The sequence below is a fragment of the Mycobacterium sp. NGS18 genome (assembly GCF_059813185.1).
In genome coordinates, this window is sequence record NZ_JCALEC010000011.1 from 19,670 (window position 1) to 39,741 (window position 20,072).

Annotated in this window: 22 protein-coding genes and 1 pseudogene; 6 read left to right on the forward strand and 17 right to left on the reverse strand. The window is 68.4% G+C overall.

Annotated features, from left to right (window positions below):
- Positions 1 to 4: 4 nt before the first annotated feature.
- The 9 genes from AC5Y31_RS18230 to AC5Y31_RS18270 all read right to left on the reverse strand — a co-directional run bounded on the left by AC5Y31_RS18230 (position 5) and on the right by AC5Y31_RS18270 (position 6,670).
- Positions 5 to 175, reverse strand: coding sequence for a PNPOx family protein (locus AC5Y31_RS18230; protein WP_499982005.1), 171 nt, complete (start codon positions 173 to 175; stop codon positions 5 to 7).
- Positions 172 to 639: a MarR family winged helix-turn-helix transcriptional regulator gene (locus AC5Y31_RS18235; protein WP_065023452.1), complete on the reverse strand. Its 468-nt coding sequence runs from the start codon at positions 637 to 639 to the stop codon at positions 172 to 174. Before AC5Y31_RS18235 ends, AC5Y31_RS18230 begins: the two co-directional genes overlap by 4 nt.
- Positions 640 to 746: 107 nt before the next feature.
- Complete coding sequence (locus AC5Y31_RS18240) at positions 747 to 1,055, reverse strand: DUF2563 family protein (RefSeq protein WP_499982007.1); 309 nt, start codon at positions 1,053 to 1,055, stop codon at positions 747 to 749.
- A 62-nt stretch (positions 1,056 to 1,117) separates the two neighbouring features.
- Complete coding sequence (locus tag AC5Y31_RS18245) at positions 1,118 to 1,393, reverse strand: GNAT family N-acetyltransferase (RefSeq protein WP_064856690.1); 276 nt, start codon at positions 1,391 to 1,393, stop codon at positions 1,118 to 1,120.
- A complete protein-coding gene (gene nagA, locus AC5Y31_RS18250) occupies positions 1,390 to 2,529 on the reverse strand; it encodes an N-acetylglucosamine-6-phosphate deacetylase (protein WP_499982008.1) in 1,140 nt (379 codons plus the stop codon). Before nagA ends, AC5Y31_RS18245 begins: the two co-directional genes overlap by 4 nt.
- Positions 2,520 to 3,929, reverse strand: a complete 1,410-nt coding sequence (locus tag AC5Y31_RS18255; RefSeq protein ID WP_499982112.1) for a sugar porter family MFS transporter — start codon at positions 3,927 to 3,929, stop codon at positions 2,520 to 2,522. Before AC5Y31_RS18255 ends, nagA begins: the two co-directional genes overlap by 10 nt.
- 45 nt (positions 3,930 to 3,974) lie before the next feature.
- Positions 3,975 to 4,373 (reverse strand): DUF4345 domain-containing protein, encoded by a 399-nt coding sequence (locus AC5Y31_RS18260; protein WP_499982009.1) that lies wholly within the window; start codon positions 4,371 to 4,373, stop codon positions 3,975 to 3,977.
- A complete protein-coding gene (locus AC5Y31_RS18265) occupies positions 4,370 to 5,593 on the reverse strand; it encodes a D-alanyl-D-alanine carboxypeptidase family protein (RefSeq protein WP_499982011.1) in 1,224 nt (407 codons plus the stop codon). Before AC5Y31_RS18265 ends, AC5Y31_RS18260 begins: the two co-directional genes overlap by 4 nt.
- An 81-nt stretch (positions 5,594 to 5,674) precedes the next feature.
- Complete coding sequence (locus tag AC5Y31_RS18270; RefSeq protein ID WP_499982013.1) at positions 5,675 to 6,670, reverse strand: SMP-30/gluconolactonase/LRE family protein; 996 nt, start codon at positions 6,668 to 6,670, stop codon at positions 5,675 to 5,677.
- A gap of 85 nt (positions 6,671 to 6,755) precedes the next feature.
- Here AC5Y31_RS18270 and AC5Y31_RS18275 point away from each other — a divergent pair, with 85 nt between their 5' ends.
- Both AC5Y31_RS18275 and AC5Y31_RS18280 read left to right on the forward strand, forming a co-directional pair.
- On the forward strand, positions 6,756 to 7,193 hold the full coding sequence (locus AC5Y31_RS18275) for a styrene oxide isomerase (protein ID WP_065026274.1): 438 nt from the start codon (positions 6,756 to 6,758) through the stop codon (positions 7,191 to 7,193).
- Between the two features lie 26 nt (positions 7,194 to 7,219).
- Positions 7,220 to 8,116 carry a sigma-70 family RNA polymerase sigma factor gene (locus tag AC5Y31_RS18280; protein ID WP_499982015.1) on the forward strand — a complete coding sequence of 299 codons (897 nt, stop codon included), beginning with the start codon at positions 7,220 to 7,222 and terminating at the stop codon, positions 8,114 to 8,116.
- Between the two features lie 79 nt (positions 8,117 to 8,195).
- Here the strand turns inward: AC5Y31_RS18280 and AC5Y31_RS18285 are convergent.
- The 6 genes and pseudogenes from AC5Y31_RS18285 to sdhC form a co-directional block, all read right to left on the reverse strand.
- Positions 8,196 to 8,813, reverse strand: a pseudogene (locus tag AC5Y31_RS18285) (carboxymuconolactone decarboxylase family protein); the annotation flags it as partial.
- 6 nt (positions 8,814 to 8,819) lie between these two features.
- A complete protein-coding gene (locus AC5Y31_RS18290) occupies positions 8,820 to 9,611 on the reverse strand; it encodes a phosphatidylethanolamine N-methyltransferase family domain-containing protein (RefSeq protein ID WP_499982017.1) in 792 nt (263 codons plus the stop codon).
- A gap of 103 nt (positions 9,612 to 9,714) precedes the next feature.
- Positions 9,715 to 10,572, reverse strand: coding sequence for a succinate dehydrogenase iron-sulfur subunit (locus AC5Y31_RS18295; protein ID WP_234787496.1), 858 nt, complete (start codon positions 10,570 to 10,572; stop codon positions 9,715 to 9,717).
- A complete protein-coding gene (gene sdhA / locus AC5Y31_RS18300) occupies positions 10,572 to 12,326 on the reverse strand; it encodes a succinate dehydrogenase flavoprotein subunit (RefSeq protein WP_301634023.1) in 1,755 nt (584 codons plus the stop codon). The genes AC5Y31_RS18295 and sdhA overlap by 1 nt, the downstream gene beginning before the upstream one ends.
- 31 nt (positions 12,327 to 12,357) lie before the next feature.
- Positions 12,358 to 12,825: a succinate dehydrogenase hydrophobic membrane anchor subunit gene (locus AC5Y31_RS18305; RefSeq protein ID WP_065026269.1), complete on the reverse strand. Its 468-nt coding sequence runs from the start codon at positions 12,823 to 12,825 to the stop codon at positions 12,358 to 12,360.
- Positions 12,822 to 13,256, reverse strand: coding sequence for a succinate dehydrogenase, cytochrome b556 subunit (sdhC, locus tag AC5Y31_RS18310; RefSeq protein ID WP_428844364.1), 435 nt, complete (start codon positions 13,254 to 13,256; stop codon positions 12,822 to 12,824). The genes AC5Y31_RS18305 and sdhC overlap by 4 nt, the downstream gene beginning before the upstream one ends.
- 214 nt (positions 13,257 to 13,470) lie before the next feature.
- Between sdhC and AC5Y31_RS18315 the strand changes: the two genes are divergently transcribed.
- The 3 genes from AC5Y31_RS18315 to AC5Y31_RS18325 are packed head-to-tail and all read left to right on the forward strand — an operon-like array spanning position 13,471 to position 16,243.
- Positions 13,471 to 13,887, forward strand: coding sequence for a cytidine deaminase (locus tag AC5Y31_RS18315; RefSeq protein ID WP_499982018.1), 417 nt, complete (start codon positions 13,471 to 13,473; stop codon positions 13,885 to 13,887).
- Positions 13,878 to 15,158, forward strand: coding sequence for a thymidine phosphorylase (locus tag AC5Y31_RS18320; protein ID WP_065026268.1), 1,281 nt, complete (start codon positions 13,878 to 13,880; stop codon positions 15,156 to 15,158). Before AC5Y31_RS18315 ends, AC5Y31_RS18320 begins: the two co-directional genes overlap by 10 nt.
- Positions 15,155 to 16,243: an adenosine deaminase gene (locus AC5Y31_RS18325; protein WP_065026267.1), complete on the forward strand. Its 1,089-nt coding sequence runs from the start codon at positions 15,155 to 15,157 to the stop codon at positions 16,241 to 16,243. Before AC5Y31_RS18320 ends, AC5Y31_RS18325 begins: the two co-directional genes overlap by 4 nt.
- A gap of 86 nt (positions 16,244 to 16,329) precedes the next feature.
- Here AC5Y31_RS18325 and AC5Y31_RS18330 read toward each other — a convergent pair whose 3' ends face one another.
- A complete protein-coding gene (locus AC5Y31_RS18330) occupies positions 16,330 to 16,839 on the reverse strand; it encodes a hypothetical protein (protein ID WP_301634033.1) in 510 nt (169 codons plus the stop codon).
- Positions 16,840 to 17,072: 233 nt separating this feature from the next.
- Positions 17,073 to 18,344: a protein export chaperone SatS gene (gene satS, locus AC5Y31_RS18335; RefSeq protein ID WP_301634035.1), complete on the reverse strand. Its 1,272-nt coding sequence runs from the start codon at positions 18,342 to 18,344 to the stop codon at positions 17,073 to 17,075.
- Between the two features lie 207 nt (positions 18,345 to 18,551).
- On the opposite strand from satS, the gene AC5Y31_RS18340 reads away from it, so the two are divergent.
- Positions 18,552 to 20,021, forward strand: a complete 1,470-nt coding sequence (locus AC5Y31_RS18340) for a PE-PPE domain-containing protein (protein WP_499982020.1) — start codon at positions 18,552 to 18,554, stop codon at positions 20,019 to 20,021.
- The last annotated feature ends 51 nt before the right edge of the window (positions 20,022 to 20,072 follow it).

The following is a 20,072-nucleotide window of genomic DNA, read 5'->3' on the forward strand; positions in this document are numbered from 1 at the left end:
TGCGTCACTTCTGGGTTTTCGAGAGTGCATGGCCGACGATGTCGATCGTGGCCTCGTCCGGCCCGAGGTGGACACCGACCGGCCTGATCTGCGGGTCGCCGTCGGGGCCGAGGGTGGCCAGTCGGCCGATCTGCTCGTCGCGTAGGTAGGCCAGCTCGGCGGGGGTGAATATCATGCGCGCACCTTTCGTTCGTCGCTGAGCCGGGTGCGGAGCCGACTGAAGATGCGCTCGAGGCATGCCAATTCGTCGGCGTCCAACTCGTCGAGGAACAGTTCGCGAACCGAGGAGGCGTGTTGAGGCATCGCCTGCTTCAGTGTCCTCATCCCGTCGGCGGTGAGCACGGCGCGGTAGCCGCGTCGGTCGTCGGGTGCTGATTCGCGCACGGTCAGGCCCCGCTTGGTCATGGAGTCGATCTGGTAGGTGATCCGGCTGCGGGAGAAGACCATCCGATCGGCGAGCTCGCTCATGCGCATGCGCTGTTCGGGGGCCGCGGCGAGCAGCATCAACAGGTGGTAGTCGATCAGCGTCAGGCCGGTCCGCTCGCGTAGCAGCTCGTCGAGCCGGGTCTCGAGTTGGATGCTGCTCTCGATGTAGGCGCCCCAGGCCTGCGCCTGCCGGGCGGTCAATGTGGCGGACATGAGTACCTCGTCTCGAGGGGGGTGTAGCGCCCACCATAGTTACTCGCGACAAGTAATCCAAATTTGAACTATATGGCGCGGGTTCACGACGAAACGCTCGGTGTCTGTTACTGCTCGGGCCGCACCGCGCGTAACACCTGCGCGTTGTGGTCGTCCATCGCCCCGAACCGCTTTTCGGCGTAGTCCGCCTTCGCCGCGATGCCCTCGAGGGCCTCGCGGTGACGGTCCAACAGCGTGCGGTGGTGCTCATGGGCCGTGCTGAGGGTCTCGTGCAATCCGTGCGCATCCGGGAAATCCCCGAACATCCCAGCCGCCGGCGAGGCGCCGGCCAGACGCTCGCCGCCGGCCTGGGCATGCTCACCGGCCGCGCCGGAATCGGCAGCGCCGTAACGCAACTTGCCTCGGTCGACAAACATCGCTGCCCCCTGACCTCGGTGGCGATCAACGCTACCACCGCGCTGAGCTGCGTCAATTCACCTTATTGAGCGGCGTACTCCGGGTGCTTGGCCACGTAGGCCTCCACGAACGAGCAACTCGGCACGATCTGCTTGCCCGCGGCCTTGGTGTCGGCCAGCGCGAAGGCGATCAGCTTGGTGGCCAGCCCCTGGCCGCCGAACGCCTTGTCGATCTCGGTGTGGTGGAAATCGCGCCGGTCGCCGCTGTCGTGATAGGCGGCCAGCCCGGCTCGCGTCCCGTCGACGCTGATCTCGTAGCGGTTCTGCTCGGGGACATCGGTGATGGTGGGCTCGCTCATGATTCTCCTTGCCTCGGTTGGATCAGCCATCTTCCACGCCGCATAACGCGGTGCACCTGCAGATCGGCGGTCATCACCACCAGGTTAGCCGCGGACCCGGCGGCCAAAACCCCGGCGCTTCCCAGGCCGAGCGCGCGGGCCGGGGTGGTGGCGCTCATGCGCACCGCCGCGGCCAGCGCCGCATCGTCGCCGCCGAGCAGGCTCACCGCAGTCGCGAACAGCCGGTCCATGGTGGCGGTGCTGCCGGCGATGGTGGCCGTGCCGCGCAGCCGGGCCACCCCGCCTGCGACGTCGACGCCCAGCCCACCCAGGGTGAACGCGCCGTCACCGGCCCCGGCGGCGGCCATCGCATCGGTGACCAGCGCCACCCGGTCAGGGCCGGCGGTCGCCACGACCTGCCGGATCACGCCCGGGTGCACATGCACACCGTCGGCGATCAGCTCAACGGTCACCCGCGGGTCGGCCAGCAGCGCCGGCACCGGTCCGGGCTCGCGGTGATGCAACGAGCGCATCGCGTTGAACAGGTGGGTTCCCACGGTCGCACCGGCCTCGATCGCGGCCTGCGTCTGCTCATAGGAGGCATCGGTATGGCCCAGCGCCACAACGACTCCCGCGCCCACCAGACACCGGATCGCAGCCGTTGCACCGGGCAGCTCGGGCGCCAGGGTGACCATCCGGATCGCACCGTCGCCGGCGGCCAGCAGCGCGTCGAGCTCAGCGCGATCGGGGCCGCGCAGCCACGACGGATCGTGCGCACCGCAATGCCGCCCGCTCAGCCAGGGCCCCTCCAGGTGAATGCCGTCCACCACGCCGCGCCGGGTCGCCTCGGCCAGGGTGCGTACTTGGGCCAGCAGCACCTCGGGGGCCGCGGTCACCAGGCTGGCCAGCCCGCCGGTGGTGCCGTGGAAAGCGTGCAGAGCAGCGGCGCGGTCGGGGTCGTCGGAGTAGGAGACGCCGTTGCCGCCGTGGCAGTGCAAGTCGACAAAGCCCGGCACCACAACGCAATCGGCGAAATCGTCGTCGGCGCGAACCGGTCCGGGCCCGCAATCGGTGATCCGCCCGTCATCGACCGAAAGCCAGCCGGGCCGGGCGACCCGGCCGTCGAGCACCACGGCGCCGGCAGCGATCACCGACACGCCGACGCACCGATCTCCGGAGCAGGCGCTTGGTCTGCCGGCCAGCGACCGCCGTTCTCCCAGAAGTGCCGGATGTCTTCGAGCTGGCGGCCTTTGGTCTCCGGGGCGTAGCGGTACACGAAGGCCAGGCTCAACAGCGCCAGCGCGCCGAATACCGCGAACGTGCAGGCGCCGCCCAGCGAGGTGAGCATGGTCAAAAACACCGCGGCGACAACGGCATTGGCCGTGAGGTTCGAGGTCAGCATCGCCGAGGATCCCATCGAGCGCAGCCGCGCGGGCAGGCTCTCCCCGGCGTACACCCACACCAGCGACCCGAAACCGAAGGTGTAGCCCACGGTGAACAGCAGCACCCCGCTGAACTTGACCGCGGCCAGCGCGTCACCGAATCTCGGGCCGGCGGCGAAGACGGCGATCAGCAGCGCATTGGCGGCGACCATCGCGGTGATCCCGGACAGCAGGATGGGGCGGCGGCCCACCCGATCGATCAACCCCAGCGAGACCAACATCGCGGCCAGCGCGGCGACCTGCACTAGCGCCGGCAGCACCAGCAGCGCGAAATCGCCTTCAAAACCCATCTTTTCGAACAGCCGGGGACTGTAATAGACGATCGCGTTGATCCCGGTGATCTGGACGAAAAAGCCCAAGGTGACCACGAACAGCGTCGCCCGCAGATACGGCGGCCGCAGCATCTCGCGCAGCACTCCGACCCCGCCAGCCTGTTCCTCGCGTAACGTCCGGCTGATCTCGGCCAGCTCCCTTTGCGCATCGGCGTTCGGTTCGATCCGCTGCAGCGTGCGGTGCGCCTCGGCGACGCGGCCCTTGAGCAGATACCAGCGGGCGGTGTCGGGAATTCGGGCCAGCAACACCGTCACCAGCACCGCGGGCACCGCGGCCAGCCCCAGCATCGCCCGCCAGCTGCCGGTGCCGGCCAGCCAGTAGGCGCACAGGTAGCCGGCGATGATCCCGATCACGGTGGCCACGCCGTAGGTGACCAGCAGCGCGCCGCGGGCATCGGCCGGCGCCGACTCGGCCACGAACACCGGCACCACCACCACCGAGACTCCGATGGTGACGCCGAGCAGCAGCCGGGCCACGGTCAGCATCGGCACCGACGTCGACGCCGCGCCCAGCAGCGCGAAGACCGCGTAGGTGATCGCCACCGCGACCATCGAGTTCTTGCGTCCGATCGTGTTCGCCAGCCAGCCGCCCGCGGCGGCGCCGGCGATCTCGCCGATCACCGTGGCGGTGGCCACCATCTCCTGTTGGCCGGCGGTCAGCCCCAAGTCGGCCTCGATGAATAGCAGCGCGCCGGCGATATTGGACAGGTCATAGCCGTAGATGACGCCGACGCTGGCGGCGGCCACGCCGACCAGCAGTGCCAGCGGCGAGGATCGGCGCAGTTCCCCGATTCGGCCCATCTAGCTCACCGTAAGGGATGGGCCGGGCTAACCGGCAGGCGGCGAGTTGCCGGGGTGTCGATCGGCCAAGGTTGCGTACCTGTACGTCAATCCGGCCGCCACGAACTCGACGACGCAGGCCGCGGTGAACGACGGGTGCGGCAGACCGACGTCGGCCATCGAGATCAGCCGGGCCACCCCCAGCAGCGCCATGGTGACGGCCAACAGCCGCACCGCCCCGGCCGGGATCCGCGGCCGCCGAAACGCCTCGAGGTAGCCGAGGCCGAACCCGATCAGCAGGGCACCGGCCGCCCGGCTCTCGCTGTCCACGGTCGCGTTCACCTGCTGGCCGTCCGGAATGGCATCCAGCGAGAACGCCATCCGGCTCACCCCGATCCCGATCAGCAGAAGCCCGGCGAGCCAACCGAACGCTCGCAGGGCCTTCACCACGATGAAGCCCGGCTGGGCCGGCGATTCACCGACCGGGCGCCCATGATGAGCGCGAACACGATGATCGTGCCGAAGATGCCGACCCCGACCCGTACCGGCACCGTGTCGTCGGCAGGTGTCAGCGCCAGGGCCTGGGGGTTCGGGCCGGCGGCGTCGGCGCGCGGCGCGATCAGCGCCGGGTCGGGTTCGATCAGGGTCCCGATCCGGGTGCCCGGCGGGGTAGCGAAGCCGTAGTCGAGCAGGTGCGCGGCCTGCTGCCACGGGGGGATCGGCTGCCGGGTGCCGCGCAGCAGCACCGCCACCAGCCGACGGCCGTCCCGGGTGGCAGCGCCGACGAACGTCTGCCCGGCGTCGTCGGTGTAACCGGTCTTGCCACCGAGGGCACCCGGGTAGTTGTAGAGCAGCTGGTTGTCGTTCTCCAGGGTGTAGCCGGGCACGTCGCCGTAGCCGGGGAAGTCGAAGTTTCGGGTGCCGACGATGTTGGTGAACATCGGGTTGTTCCAGGCGTAGCGGTAGAACAGCCCGATGTCGTAGGCCGAGGTGCTCATGCCGGGCCCGTCCAGCCCGGAAGGGGTGGCGGCGCGGGTGTCGCGGCCGCCCAGCTTGGCAGCCAGGGAGTTGATCTTGTGTAGTGCCGCGTCCCATCCGCCGAGTTGCATGGCGAGGGCGTGGGCGGCGTCGTTGCCCGATCCCATCAGCAGCCCGTGCAGCAGCTGGTTGACGGTGAAGTTGCCGCCGGGGCCGACGCCGACCCGGGTGCCTTCGGCGTTGGCGTCCTCCTGGGTGCCGGGGACGACCTTGTTCAGGTCCAGCTCGTTCAGCGACGCCATCGCGGTCAGCACCTTGATCACGCTGGCGGGCCGGTGGCGGCCGTGCGGGTCGCGGGCGGCGATCACCGCGCCGCTGTCCAGGTCGGCCACCAGCCAGGCCTCGGCGGAGACGTCGCCGGGCACCGGCGGGGTATCGGGTGCGGCGATGATCCCGCAGCCGGCCAGGGCCTCCCCGCCGACCGGAGTGGCCGGCACCGGCAGCGGCAGTGGCGCGTCGCCGGCCAGCGGCACCTCTGAGGCGTCCACCGCCGGCGGGGTGCTGACCTGGTAGGGGCAGCTGACGGTTCCCGCGTTGAGGCCCGGGGTGGGGTCGGCCGCTGCCAGAGGGGCGGCGGTGGCGAGGAAACCCGCTGTCACCAGGGCTGATACCGAGCGCACAAAAGTCATCGTGTGTGCAGGGTAGGGCAACGGCGCCGGGAATCCCGGGAGCCACGCTGTGACTGGTGGGGCCGGTGTTACAGCAGGAGGCTACAGCCGGAAATAAGCCAGGCCCGATCCGCCGATGCGGCCCAGCCACAGCCGGTCACCGTTCTCGACCACCCCGGTCGCCAGGCCGAAGCCCGGGTCGGTGCTGCGGAACTGGCTGAGCACCCGGCCGTCGTCGGCGTCGAACCCGATCACCCATGCCCCCGACTTCACATCCGGCAGCCAGCGATAGGGCAGCAGCCGCCACAGCAGCGTTCGCAGCACCGGCGCGCGCGGGGTGAGCCACTCCGACACCGCGCTGCGGTCGGAGACCATCGCCACCCAGATCCGCCCGTCGCGCCCGGTGGAGATGTTGTCCGGATGGCCCGGCAGCTCGCTGACCAGCGCGGTGATCGAACCGCGGCGCGGCCCGGTCAGCCAGTACTTGGACAACCGGCACCCGGTGCTCTCGGCGAACACCACCGCCGATTCGTCGGCGGTCAGCGTGACGCCGTTGGCGAAGTGCAGACCCGATGCCAGCACGGTGGCCTTTCCGTCCGGGCTGAGCTGCAGCAGGGATCCGCTGGCGCGGGCCTCGATCACCGAGGCCTTGTAGTACTCGTAACGGAACCGGTCGGTGGACTCGGTGAAATAGATTGTGCCGTCGGAGGATTCGACCGCATTGGAACAGAACATCAGCGGCCGGCCGGCCACATGGCTGACCAGGGTCTCCAGCTGCCCGCTCTTCGGGTCGTAACGCAGCAGGCCGCGGTAGCTGTCGCAGATCAGCAGCCGATGATCGCGGGTGAAGGCCAGCCCCAGCGGGCGCCCGCCGGTGTTGGTCACCACCCTGGGCGCGGTGCCGTCGGGGCCGACGGCGATGATGCGCCCGTCCTCGACGCCGGTCCAGATGGTGCCGTCGGCGTCGACGACGACGTCCTCGGCGGCGGTGCCGGGAATCTCGACGACGGTCAGCGTCGGCGTCGGGTCGGGCGGGGGCAGCGGGCGCGACGGCGGGGGCCGCCAGCGGACGGGGGAGATGCGCGGCTTGGGGCTCATGTCGACGACATTAAGGCGGTCTCCGCGAATCCGGTTGGCAATGCGCCCGACGGAATAGTGTCGTGCTCGGATCGAAGGAGGGCCGATGAGACGCGTCGACAAGGACCGGCTCCTGCTGTGGTTCGGCGTCTTGCTGTTCCTGCTGGGTTTGCTCACCGGGCTGGTGACCGGGGCGATGAACAACCCCCGTATGGGGTTGTCCGCGCACCTGGAAGGCGTGATGAACGGCGTGTTCCTCGTGGTGCTCGGGCTGTTGTGGGGCCGCTTGCGGCTCTCGGCGCGCTGGCTGACGGCGCTGTTCTGGTTGGCGCTCTACGGCACCTATACCAACTGGGCCACCACCCTGGCCGCGGCGCTCTTCGGCACCGGCCGGACGACTCCGATCGCGGGCGCCGGTCACCATGGCACCGGGTGGCAGGAGAATCTCGTCGACGCCGGTCTGTACAGCTTGACCGTGGCGATGCTGGCGGTCTGCGTGATCGCGCTGGTCGGCCTGTGGCCCGGCGCCGGCCGGGAGCAGTGAGCACCGCCCGCGCTTAGGCTGGTGCGATGACGGCGGCGGTCGAGGACTTCGAGGCGTTGCGGCCGCATCTCTTGGCGGTGGCCTACCGGCTCACCGGCATGTTCGCCGACGCCGAGGACATCGTGCAGGACGCCTGGTTGCGCTTCGCTGCCGCCGAGCGCGACCAGATCGCCGACCCGCGGGCCTGGTTGACGACGGTGGTGAGCCGGCTCGGCCTGGACCGGTTGCGCTCGGCGTCGCGGCGGCGGGAATCCTATGTGGGCGAATGGCTTCCGGAGCCGGTGGTGACCGGTATCGACGCTGATGATCCGCTGTCGGCGGTGGTGGCCGGCGAAGACGCCCGGTTCGCCGCGATGGTGGTGCTCGAGCGGCTGAATCCCGATCAGCGGGTGGCGTTCGTGCTGCACGACGGGTTCGCGGTGCCCTTCGGTGAGGTGGCCGAGGTGCTGCACACCAGCGAGGCCGCCGCCCGGCAGCTGGCGTCGCGGGCCCGGCGCGCCGTTGCCGCCGATCCGCCGCCGCAACCCGATCCGCGGCACGCCGAGGCGGTCGGGTCGCTGATGGCCGCGATGGCCGCCGGCGACCTGGACGCGGTGGTGGCGCTGCTGCACCCCGACGTGACGTTCACCGGCGACGCCAACCGCCGGGCGCCGACCGCCGTGCGGGTCATCCGGGGCCCGGAGAAGGTGGCACGGTTCCTGTTCGGTTTGGCGCGCCGGTACGGGCCGACCCTGATGACCGCGAACCAGCCGGCGCTGGTCAACGGGGAACTGGGCACCTACACGCCGGGTGCGCCAGGTGCCGACGGGTTCGCCGAGCTGATGCCGCGTGTCACCGCGCTGACGGTGCGCGACGGTCTGGTCTACGCCGTCTGGGACATCGCCAACCCGGACAAGTTCACCGCTACTCCGCTGCGGTCCTAGCCACCGCCGGTGTCGCTCGAGACTGTAGTTACCGTGAGGTCGTCTCGCACTTCTGCACGCTAACCACAGCTTCGAGGCCTTACTGAGCCCACGGCACCCGGCAGGCATCCCCGGAGTTGAAGCCCTGCTCGGTGATGCCCAGCGCCGCATACATCCGGGCCCGCATGTTCTCGACCCCGATCTGATACGTCAGCTCGATGACACCGTCGTCGCCGAACCGTTGGCGTAGATCGGCGACCTGCTCGTCGGTGACCGAGTGCGGGTCGGCGGTGATCGCGTCGGCATAGGCGATTGCGGCCCGTTCGTCGGCGGAAAAGCGCGGGGAGGTCGCGTAGTCGTCGATGCTTTGCAGCCGTTCCATGTCCATGCCTTCCAGGCGTTGCAGCATGGAGCCGAAGTCGACGCACCACGAGCAGCCGATGGTGCGGGCGGTCCAGAACACCGCCAGATCGCGCACTTCGGCGGGCAGCTTGCGTGACCCGGACTGCAGCAGCCCCTCGTGGGCGGCGGCGGCCACCAGCAGCCGCGGGTGATGCGCGATGACGGTGAAGGGCTCGGGGACCTCACCGAAGCGGCGCTTGGCGTAGCGGTACATGGCGCGGGTCAGCAGGTTGGTGCGTTTCGGGGCCAGGGGTTCGATGCGAGGTTGAGTAGTCATACCCCTTAGACGAGACAGCCCGCGGAAGTGTGACGAGCAGGGGCCTCAGAGCAGGAACGGCACCAGGGCCTTGCGGTCGGCGGGGTAGTCGGCGAATTTCTCCCGGTACCAGCGGTGGGTCTGCAGCGCCCGGGGGATCAGGTTGCCGGCGGTGATCAGCAGGATCACCACGCCGGGCAGCGCCCAGGTCAGCACCGCGAAACCGGTCCAGGCGATCAGCTCGCCCAGATATGCCGGGCTGGTGACGAATCGGAAGCCGCCGCCGAACGGGACCCGGTACTCGGCCGCCCCGGGGCTTTTCTTGTCGCGCAGGTTGCGCACGATCGACTCGGAGTTCACGATCAGCGCGAAGCCGCACAGGTAGATCACCAGGCCCACCACGAAGCGCGGGTCGGTCAACCAGGCGCTGCCGTACTGCCCCAGGTAGTCGTGGCTGAACAGCGCCCCGTTGAGGTAGCCGTGGATCGTCGTGACGAGCATGCCCATCACCACCACCGAGATGTTGAAGGTGCTGCGCTTGCCGGGCACCTGGCGGATCGCCAGTGGGAAGAACCAGCCGCGGTTGGCGTAATGCAGCGCCCAGATCCCAGCCAGCACAAGGGAAGTCGGCTCGAACCGGGCCGGCCCGCTGAGGTAGGCGGCCAAGAACACCACCGTCGCCGGGATCTCCATCAGCCACCAGCCGAACTTCGGGTTCAGGTTGAAGCCGAGCTTCGCCGAGGAGAACCGCCCGTAGGAGCTCTGGCCGAAGAAGCCGCCGATGATCACGAACGCGGCGAAGCCGAACGCCGCGGTCAGGACGGTGTCGTAGACGGTGTTACCGGTGTACCAGTGCATCCCAGTGTCCTATCACGCGGCTCCGCCGCGCCCGAGCCGCCATCTCACTGACCGGATTGAGTGGGCGAGCACTGCTCGCGCAGGAAAAGCAACCAAAGAGAAATCAGCGGGCGAACATCAGGGCCCGCTTGACCTCCTGGATCGCCTTGGTGATCTCGATACCGCGCGGGCAGGCGTCGGTGCAGTTGAACGTCGTGCGGCAGCGCCACACCCCGTCGACCTCGTTGAGGATGTCCAGGCGCTCGGCGGCACCCTCGTCACGCGAGTCGAAGATGAACCGGTGGGCGTTGACGATCGCCGCCGGACCGAAATACGTTCCCTCGCTCCAGTACACCGGGCAGCTGGTGGTGCATATGGCACACAGGATGCACTTGGTGGTGTCGTCGTAGCGGTGCCGGTCGTGCGGGCTCTGGATCCACTCCTTGGTGGGCGGGTTGCCGCTGGTGATCAGGTAGGGCTTGATCGCCTTGTAGGCATCCATGAACGGTTCCATGTTGACCACGAGGTCTTTTTCCACCGGCAGCCCGCGCATCGGCTCGATGGTCAGCGTCAGCTCCTTGGCCGGGTTCTTCGGCAGGATGTCGCGCATCAGCATCTTGCAGGCCAGCTTGTTGTTGCCGTTGACCCGCACCCCGTCGGAGCCGCACACCCCGTGCGCGCAGGACCGACGGAAGGTCAGCGTGCCGTCCAGGTAGCTCTTGACGTAGATGAGCAGGTTGAGCAACCGGTCGGTGGGCAGCGCCGGCACCCGGAAGCTCTGCCAGCCGTCGGTGGCGGCGTAGGCGTCGGGGTTCTCCGGGTTGTAGCGGGCGATCTTGAGGGTGACCATCCGGGCGCCCTCGGGGATCGGGGGCAGCGGCGGGTCACCGGCGGGCGGGCCGTCGACCAGCGCCGCCGGCGGCGCACTCGACGGAGCCGGCGAGCAGCAGCCTGAATCTGATCCGCAGCAGCCGTCAGCCATCAGTACTTCCGTTCCTTCGGTTCGTAGCGGGTCTGCACCACCGGCTTGTAGTCCAACCGGATGTCGGCGATCAGGTCGGGGCCTTCCTTGTAGGCCATGGTGTGGCGCATGTAGTTGACGTCGTCGCGGTTGGGGTAGTCCTCGCGGGCATGTCCACCGCGGGATTCCTGGCGGTTCAAGGCGCCGACCACGGTGACCTCGGCCAGCTCCAGCAGGAAGCCCAGCTCGATCGCCTCGAGCAGGTCGGAGTTGAAGCGCTTGCCCTTGTCGTGCACGGTGATCCGGGCGTAGCGCTCCTTCAAAGCGTGGATGTCGCTCAGCGCCTGCTTGAGGGTCTTCTCGGTGCGGAACACCGCGGCGTTGTTGTCCATCGACTGCTGCAGGGCGCCGCGGATGTCGGCGACGCGTTCATTGCCGTGCTCGGACAGGATGTCGGCGACCCAGTTGACCACCATCTCGGCCGGGTTCTCCGGCATCTCGGTGAAGTCGTGGCCGTTGGCGTACTCGGCGGCGGCGATACCGGCGCGGCGGCCGAACACGTTGATGTCCAGCAGCGAGTTGGTGCCCAGCCGGTTGGCGCCGTGCACCGACACGCAGGCACACTCGCCGGCGGCGTACAGCCCGGGCACGGTGGCGGTGTTGTCCCGCAGCACCTGCCCGGTGTTCGTGGTCGGGATGCCGCCCATCACGTAGTGGCAGGTCGGGTAGACGGGCACCAGCTCGGTGACGGGGTCCACGCCCAGGTAGGTGCGGGCGAACTCGGTGATGTCGGGCAGCTTTTCTTCGAGCACGTCGGCGCCGAGGTGGCGTACGTCGATGTAGACGTAGTCCTTGTTCGGCCCGGCGCCGCGGCCTTCGAGCACCTCAAGCACCATCGAGCGGGCCACGATGTCGCGCGGCGCCAGGTCGACGATGGTCGGGGCGTAGCGCTCCATGAACCGCTCGCCGTCGGCGTTGAGCAGTCGGCCGCCCTCACCGCGCACGGCCTCCGAGATCAGGATGCCCAGCCCGGCCAGCCCCGTCGGGTGGAACTGGTGGAACTCCATGTCCTCCAGCGGCAGTCCCTTGCGGAAGACGACGCCCATGCCGTCGCCGGTCAGGGTGTGGGCGTTGGAGGTGGTCTTGTACATCCGGCCCGACCCGCCGGTGGCCAGCACGATCGCCTTGGCGTGGAAGACATGGATCTCGCCGGTGGCCAGCTCGTAGGCCACCACACCGGTGGCCACCGGGCCGGACGCGGTCTCGGTGAGCACCAGGTCCAGTACGTAGAACTCGTTGAAGAACTCCACGTTGTGCTTGACGCAGTTCTGGTAGAGCGTCTGCAGGATCATGTGGCCGGTGCGGTCGGCGGCGTAGCAGGAGCGGCGCACCGGGGCCTTGCCGTGGTCGCGGGTGTGCCCGCCGAACCGGCGCTGGTCGATGCGGCCCTCCGGGGTGCGGGAGAACGGCATGCCCATGTTCTCCAAGTCCAGCACCGCGTCGATGGCCTCCTTGGCCATGATCTCCACCGCGTCCTGGTCGGCCAGGTAGTCGCCGCCCTTGACGGTGTCGAAGGCGTGCCACTCCCAGTTGTCGTCCTCGACGTTGGCCAGCGCGGCGCACATGCCGCCCTGTGCGGCGCCGGTGTGACTGCGCGTCGGGTACAGCTTGGTCAGCACCGCGGTGCGGGCCCGCGGCGCCGCCTCGACGGCCGCGCGCATCCCGGCGCCGCCGGCGCCGACGATCACCACGTCGTATCGATGTTCCTGAATCACCGCGATATCACCCGTTCGCTACCGATTGCCGTCAAGAGATGTTCGGGTCGAAGCTCAGCAGCACGTAGCTGCCGAGCGCCAGCGTGAAGACCACCGAGAACGCCAGCAGGCTCAGCAGCCAGAACCGGCTGCGCGCGCTGCGGGTGTAGTCGGCGATGATCGTGCGCAGGCCGTTGGCGCCGTGCAGTTCGGCCAGCCACAGCAGGGCCAGGTCCCAGATCTGCCAGTACGGCGAGTGCCAGCGCTCGGCCACGTAGTTGAAATCGATCCGGTACACCCCGTCGTCCCACATCAGCATGATGAACAGGTGACCGAGCACCAGGAAGATCAGCACGGCGCCGGAGAACCGCATGAACAGCCAGGTGTACTTCTCGAAGTTGGGCATCCCGGCGGACCGCCGCGGCGAGCGCGGGTCGCCCAGGCTGGCCGGGCGGTCGCGGTCCGGGCCGCGCACCGGGGCCAACGCGCCGCGGCCTAGTTGCAGGTCAGGTGTGCTCATAAGAATCGCTCCGCCATGTGCATGCCGATCCGGACCACCACCGGAACCATCACCACCAGCCAGATGGCGGCGACGGCCACCAGCATCTGGCGCTGCCAGCGGCAGCCCTGCCACCAGAAGTCGATCAGGATCAGCCGGATTCCGTTGAGGCCGTGGAAGAGCACCGCGGCCACCAGGCCCAGCTCCATCAGGCCGACGATCGGCGTCTTGTAGGTCTCGATGACCTCGGTGTAGGCCTGCGGGCTGACCCGCACCAGGGCCGTGTCGATCACGTGCACGAACAGGAAGAAGAAGATGGCCGCACCGGTGATCCGGTGCAGGGCGAACGCCCACATTCCGGGGTCGCCTTTATACAGACTCTGCCGCCGGGGACGCCGGGCGTCAGCCTGCGTCCCGGGCCTCGCCGCATCGGCGGATGTCGCCGTCATCAGCGCCTCCAAATATCGGTAGCCACCCGTTTGATCCACGCTCGCGGCAGCTACACAACGCCCTCGCTGCCAATAAACCTCGGCTTGGACTCTAAACCCATCCACAGGGTGGAAACGACCACGTCGAAGTTACCGGCGGGTAGGAATAGCCGAAGTTAGGGTGACATTCGACAAGCCGATGCGGACGGACAGGGTGGCGCGATGTACTCGAAACGATATGGGCGCAGCGCCGGTGTCTGACGTAATCGACTGGGAACTGTTGCGGCGCAAAGCAATTTCGGTGGCAACGAGCGCTTATGCGCCGTATTCGGGGCTGCGGGTCGGAGCGGCGGCGCTGACCGACGACGGACGCCTGCTCACCGGCTGCAATGTGGAAAATGTCTCATATGGCCTGGGCCTGTGCGCCGAGTGCGGGGTGGTCGCCGCCTTGCACGCAACCGGGGCCGGACAGAGTCGCCGGCTGGTGGCGCTGTCGTGCACCGACGCCGCGGGCAACCTGCTGATGCCGTGCGGACGGTGTCGTCAGGTGCTGCTGGAGCACGGCGGTCCTGAGCTGCTCGTCGACCACCCCGCCGGTGCGCGGCGGCTGTCCGAACTGCTGCCGGACGCCTTCGGACCCGACGCATGGCGGTGAAGTTCGACGCTCCGACGCTGATCGCCACCAAACGCGACGGCCACCGGCTGGCCGACGACGCCATCGACTGGCTGATCGACTCCTACACGGCCGCCGAGATCGCCGAGGAGCAGATGGCGGCGCTATTGATGGCGATCTTCCTGCGCGGTATGGACGCCGCGGAGACCGCGCGCTGGACTGCGGCGATGATCGCCTCCGGGGAACGGATGGACTGGCGCGATCTGGGCCGCCCCACTGTTGATAAGCACTCCACCGGCGGGGTGGGCGACAAGATCACCCTGCCGCTGGTGGCGGTGGTCGCCGCCTGCGGTGCCGCGGTGCCGCAGGCCTCCGGGCGCGGCCTGGGGCACACCGGCGGCACCCTGGACAAGCTGGAGTCGATCGCCGGTTTCGACCCGGTGCTGCCGACGGCGCGGCTGCGGGAGCAGCTGACAACCGTCGGGGCGGCGATCTTCGCCGCCGGTGCGCTCGCGCCCGCCGACGCCAAGCTCTACGCGCTGCGCGACATCACCGCCACCGTGGAGTCGCTGCCGCTGATCGCCAGCTCGGTGATGAGCAAGAAACTGGCCGAGGGCGCCGGCGCGCTGGTGCTCGACGTCAAGGTCGGCTCGGGCGCCTTCATGAAATCGGCGGCCCAAGCCCGGCAACTGGCCGACATGATGGTCGAACTCGGCGCGGCGCACGGGGTGCCCACCCGGGTGCTGCTCACCGATATGAACACCCCGCTGGGGGCCACCGCCGGCAACGCCCTCGAGGTCGCCGAGGCGCTGGAGGTGCTGGCCGGCGGCGGACCCGACGACGTGGTGGCCCTTACGGTGGCGCTGGCCGCCGAGATGCTCGCCCTGGCCGGGATCGGCGACAGGGACCCGGCTGCCACGCTGGCCGACGGCACCGCGATGGACGCCTTCGTCGCGATGGTCGCCGCGCAGGGCGGTGATCTGAGCGTTCCGCTGCCGGTCGCGGCGTGTTCGGAGACGATCACCGCAGCACGGGACGGCACAATGGGGGAAATCGACGCGATGGCGGTGGGCATGACGGCATGGCGGCTGGGCGCGGGCCGTTCCCGCCCGGGTGAGCGGGTGCAGGCCGGGGCCGGCGTGCGGATCCACCGTCGGCCGAACGAGCCCGTCCGCGCCGGGGAGGCGCTGTTCACGCTCTACACCGACACCCCCGAACGGTTCGGGCCGGCACGCGACGAACTCGACGGCGGCTGGCGCATCTGCGATACCCCGGCGGCCCCGCGGCCACTGATCATCGGAGCGACCCCATGACCACACCGCTGACTTTGGAGACGATCCGGCAGGCGCCCAAGGCGCTGCTGCACGACCACCTGGACGGTGGCCTGCGCCCGGCCACCGTCGTCGACATCGCCGGGCAGGTTGGCTACGAGGGGCTGCCCACCACCGATCCCGACGAGCTGGCGACCTGGTTTCGCACCCGCTCGCACAGTGGGTCGCTGGAGCGCTATCTGGAGCCGTTCAGCCACACCGTGGCGGTGATGCAGACCCCCGAAGCGCTGCACCGGGTCGCCGCCGAATGCGTGGAGGATCTGGCCCACGACGCGGTCGTCTACGCCGAGGTGCGGTTCGCGCCCGAACTGCACATCGAGGGCGGGCTGTCGTTCGACGAGGTGACCGACGCGGTGCTGGCCGGATTCGCCGACGGGGAGCGCCGCGCCGCGGCCGCCGGCCGGGAGATCACCGTGCGCTGCCTGGTGACCGCGATGCGTCACAACGCGTTGTCCCGGGAGATCGCCGAGCTGGCCATCCGGTTCCGTGACAAGGGCGTGGTCGGCTTCGACATCGCCGGCGCGGAAGCCGGCTATCCACCGACCCGGCACCTGGACGCGTTCGAGTACATGCGAGACCACAACGCCCGCTTCACGATTCACGCCGGCGAGGCGTTCGGGCTGCCGTCCATCCACGAGGCGATCGCGTTCTGCGCCGCCGACCGGCTCGGACACGGGGTGCGGATCACCGACGACATCACCGTCGACGACGACGGTTCGGTGCGGCTGGGAAGGCTGGCGGCGATCCTGCGTGACAAGCGGATTCCGTTGGAGTTGTGCCCGAGCTCCAATGTGCAGACCGGTGCGGTCGACAGCATCGCCGAGCACCCCTTCGACCTGCTGGCCCGTGCCCGGTTGCGGGTAACGGTGAATACCGACAACCGGCTGATGAGCGACACCACCATGAGCAAGGAGATGCTGGTGCTGGCCGACACGTTCGGCTACGGCTGGACCGATCTTCAGCGGTTCACCGTGAATGCGATGAAGTCCGCGTTCATCCCGTTCGATCAGCGGGTGGAGATCATCGAGGAAGTGATCAAGCCGCGATTCGCCGTTCTGGTCGGTTGATTACGGCCGGATTCGTCCACAGCAACCCCGGTGAACGACGAAAGCCGGGCAATCGCGATTGCGATTGCCCGGCCTTCGACTTCAGATCAGTGCTCGGTGACCGTGGCCTCCGGGTCGCCCTCTTTCCAGGTGATGACGCCGTGCTCGAACGTGGACTGCTTGGAGCCGTCGGCGTTGGTGGTCTCGTCGCTGGTCGGGTAACCCAGCTTGCCCTGTGAGCCGCCCAGCTCGTTCCACTTGTCGCGGATCTTGCCCCACACCACGTAGGCACGGGTGGTGTGAACGATCACGCCGCCGTCGAACTGCTGGTAGGTGCCGCCGTCGGGGTTCTTCTGCTCGGGACCGGTGGGCTCGCCCAGGTCCTGCTTGGCCGCGGCGTCCAGGGAGTCCAGCTTGGCCAGGATCGGGCCGGCGACGGTGTACTCCTTGCCGTCCGCGCCGGTCATCTCGGTCGAGCTGGCGCCCTCGCTCTCCTCGGCGGAGGTGGTGCTGACCGCGGACGAGAGCACCGAGCTGGCCGAGGAGGCAACCGAGCTCGCTGAACTCAGGGCTTCGCTGGTCTTCTCTTTGGTGTTGTCGCACCCCGTGCCGATCAATGCGACGCCCAAAACTGCGGCGGATACAGCTGCGGCTCGTTGCGTTGCCTTGCGCATGTGTAGTCCTTTCGAATTTGGGAGGGCCCCGCAAAACCACACGGCCCGGCCAGAGGGTTATCGGGCCAGATGTTATCGGGGATACGACCCCGCGGCAATGAAATCGGGCAAATGAATGCAGTTAATTGTCGGTGAATTCCTGCGATGCTCAAGCCCGGCTTACCTGCGTTCGGGCGTTACTCGCGGCGCAGCCGTGACTGCATGAACTGCTCGAGTTGTTCCCATTCCTTGACCGCCGGAGCGAACGGGCGCTGCGGGGCGGCCACCGATTCTCGGTCGAGCACATAGCTCACCAGTCGGCCCAGCGCGCGGTCCGGTTTCAGGGTTTCTGCGACGACGCCGTCCTCGGCGTAAGTGCCCACGTCCTGCAGCAGCTCGACGGCCAATTCGAGTTGCTCGCGGTCCACGGCGTCGGGGCCGTCGGTCAGATCGTCGACCATGCCGGACAGCACGTAGACGTTGTCGTCGGTGATGTCGATCGCCAGCGAGCCGTCGGTCGCGGCGGTGCGGATGTCGTCGTAGGTGCTCAGGTCCGACAGGTCGTGGTCGTGCTCGTCGGCCAGGTAGCGGGCCAGGGCGCGCTCGGAGCCGAAGACGCTGATGCGCCCGTTGCGGCCGAGGAACACCGGCTGGTCGCCGAGGTAGCAGCGCAGCGTGAAGAACGTCCCGTTGTCGGTGATGATCCGGATCGGGTCGATGCCCACCTTCGTCCAGAAGTTCGCGTCACCGCCGAGCACCACCCGATCGCCGGTGGCGCGCTCGCTGGTCGCGGCGGCCGTCTCCGCCAAGGCGGTGTCATCGTCGCCCTCTGCCGCTTCGTCTGAGGTCGTCTCCTCCAGCTCGGCCGGGGGCTCTTCGGCCAGCTCGTCGGCCGCCTTCGACGACGCGGCGGCATCGACGTCGGGCGTGCTGAGCACTTCTTCGACCGCGGCCAGCACATTGCCCCAGCTGCGGCCGACGATGTCGGCGAGGGCGTTCCACCGCTTGCGGCCGGCTCGGCCGGTGAAGTTGTCGACGCCGCCGGCCAGGGTGCCCAGGCTCGGGTTGCCGTTGAAGAACTTCGTCACCGTGATCAGGTCGCACACCGACCCGATCGAGGAGACGACCTCCATCGCGTCGGCCACCGTCCGCACCGATTTCTTGGTCGGCTTCTCGGCGAGCAGTTCCTCGACCGCGATCAGGTCGTAGTGGCGGCCGGCGGCCGGGTTGAGCTTGTGCGCGTTGGCCTCGACCAGTCGCGGCCAGGCCGGGTGATCCACCAGGTCGTTATCGGCGTTGGTTCGCACGAATGCCACCAGGTCGGCGGCGGTGGCGAAGCCGTACAGGTCCTCGTCCTTGCCGAGGAACGCCTCCCACTCGTCGCCGGCGTCGCGCCAGCGCGGCGCCCACAGCGTGTAGCGGTCACCAGCGGTCACCGTAAGACGGATCGGTACGAGGTCAGCTGCCATGGCGCACAGAGTAACCAGGTGCTCGCCGGGCACCCGAACCGGGATTCGCGCCGGGATTAGTGCGGCGATTAACGCCCCTTCGCAGCGGCAAATAAAGAAACCTGAATTTCTCGTGTTAACAATGGCGGTGCACTCATCTTTTGGTTAGGTTCACAGGACCGGGATGTGTGAAGCAGCGCATAATTCCGCGGGGTCGGGGAGGTCGTGATGACGACTAGGCGGTTGCGCCCGCTGGGGGCGATGGTCTTGACGGTGCTGTGCGCCGCGATGCTGGGCGTGACAGCACTGGTGGGCAGTTCCGGGACGGATCAGCTCATCGCCCGGCTGCGGCTGCTGGCCGACGAAGGCTGGATCATGAGCGGCACCGGGGTCCCGGACCCGACCGTCGGCGCCTATATCAGCCAGATCCTCGCGAACTACCTGCAGCCGTCATCGCCGCTTTTCGACGGCCAGCCGTCGTTTCCCGGTTACACCTTCCAGGGCCTGACCACCCCGGAGCAGTTCTGCCCGTTCGTGTGCATCCCCGGCCAGGACCCGCTCAACTTCGGTGACTCGCTGAACGCCGGAGTGGCGGCGCTGCACCAGTCGATCCTTCCGCAGCTGCTGGCCGGCGACAACGTCACGGTGTTCGGCTACTCGCAGAGCGCCGCCATCAGCACCATCGCGATGAACGACCTGATCGCCAACGCGGGGGCGGCGGGCTATCCGACCCTGGATCAGCTCGGCAATCTGCACTTCGTGCTGATCGGCGACCCCAACAACGCGATCGGCGGCATCCTGGACCGCTTCCAGTTTCCCGACGACCAGCACGTGCCGTTCGTGAACATCCCGCTGAGCCTGGCGCCCACCCCCACCGACCACATCTCGACCGACATCTACACCGGTGAATACGACGGCTGGGCGAACTTCCCGCAGGATCCGACCAACATCCTGGCCGTGATCAACGCGCTGATCGGCATTCTCACCGTGCACCCGTACTACCCGCTCTACACCGCCGAGCAGCTGGCCAGCGCGATCAGCGTGGGAACCATCGGCGACGCCAACTTCTACATGATCCCGCAGAACCTGCCGATTCTGCAGTTCATGTTCAACGGCGGGACCGCGGGGCAGTTCTTCGGCGACTTCTTCTCGCCGTGGGCCCGGTTGCTCATCAACTGGGGCTACGGCAACGCCGGCGACCCCGATGTCAACGGGCTCTACAAGATTCCGGCCGGTGACTTCATCAGCGGCAGCGCCTACCAGCAGGCCTTCGGGGTGGCCGGTGGGCCGTGGGCGATGACGCCGACCGGCGAGCTCTACGACGGCTCCGGCGTGATGGGGCTGTTCATGAAGATGGACCCGCTGCAGATGCTGGCCGGCACCCAGAACGCGCTGATCCAAAGCCTCGTCGGCCCGTGGGCGGACGTCGCTGCGGCCGCCAACGGCGGCACGCTGTCGGCCTCGGACATCAGCACCATCACCGGCATCACCGATTTTTTGCAGGTCATCACCGGCTATGACCTGGTCAACTCAATCGATAAGTTCATTCTCGACGGCTGGAGCAGCCTGGCCAACTCGATGGACCTGGGCGATGTGCTGGGCCCCGACGCGGTGCTGAGCGGGGTGGGCGTCCCCGGTGACGGGCTGCTGGCTCTGGTCGGCGTGGGCTTCGACATCTTCAACGTCTTCGGCGCCTAGCAAGCCGGTCCTGGGACCCGCTCGTAGCGCGTATTTGACAACGCGCGTTTT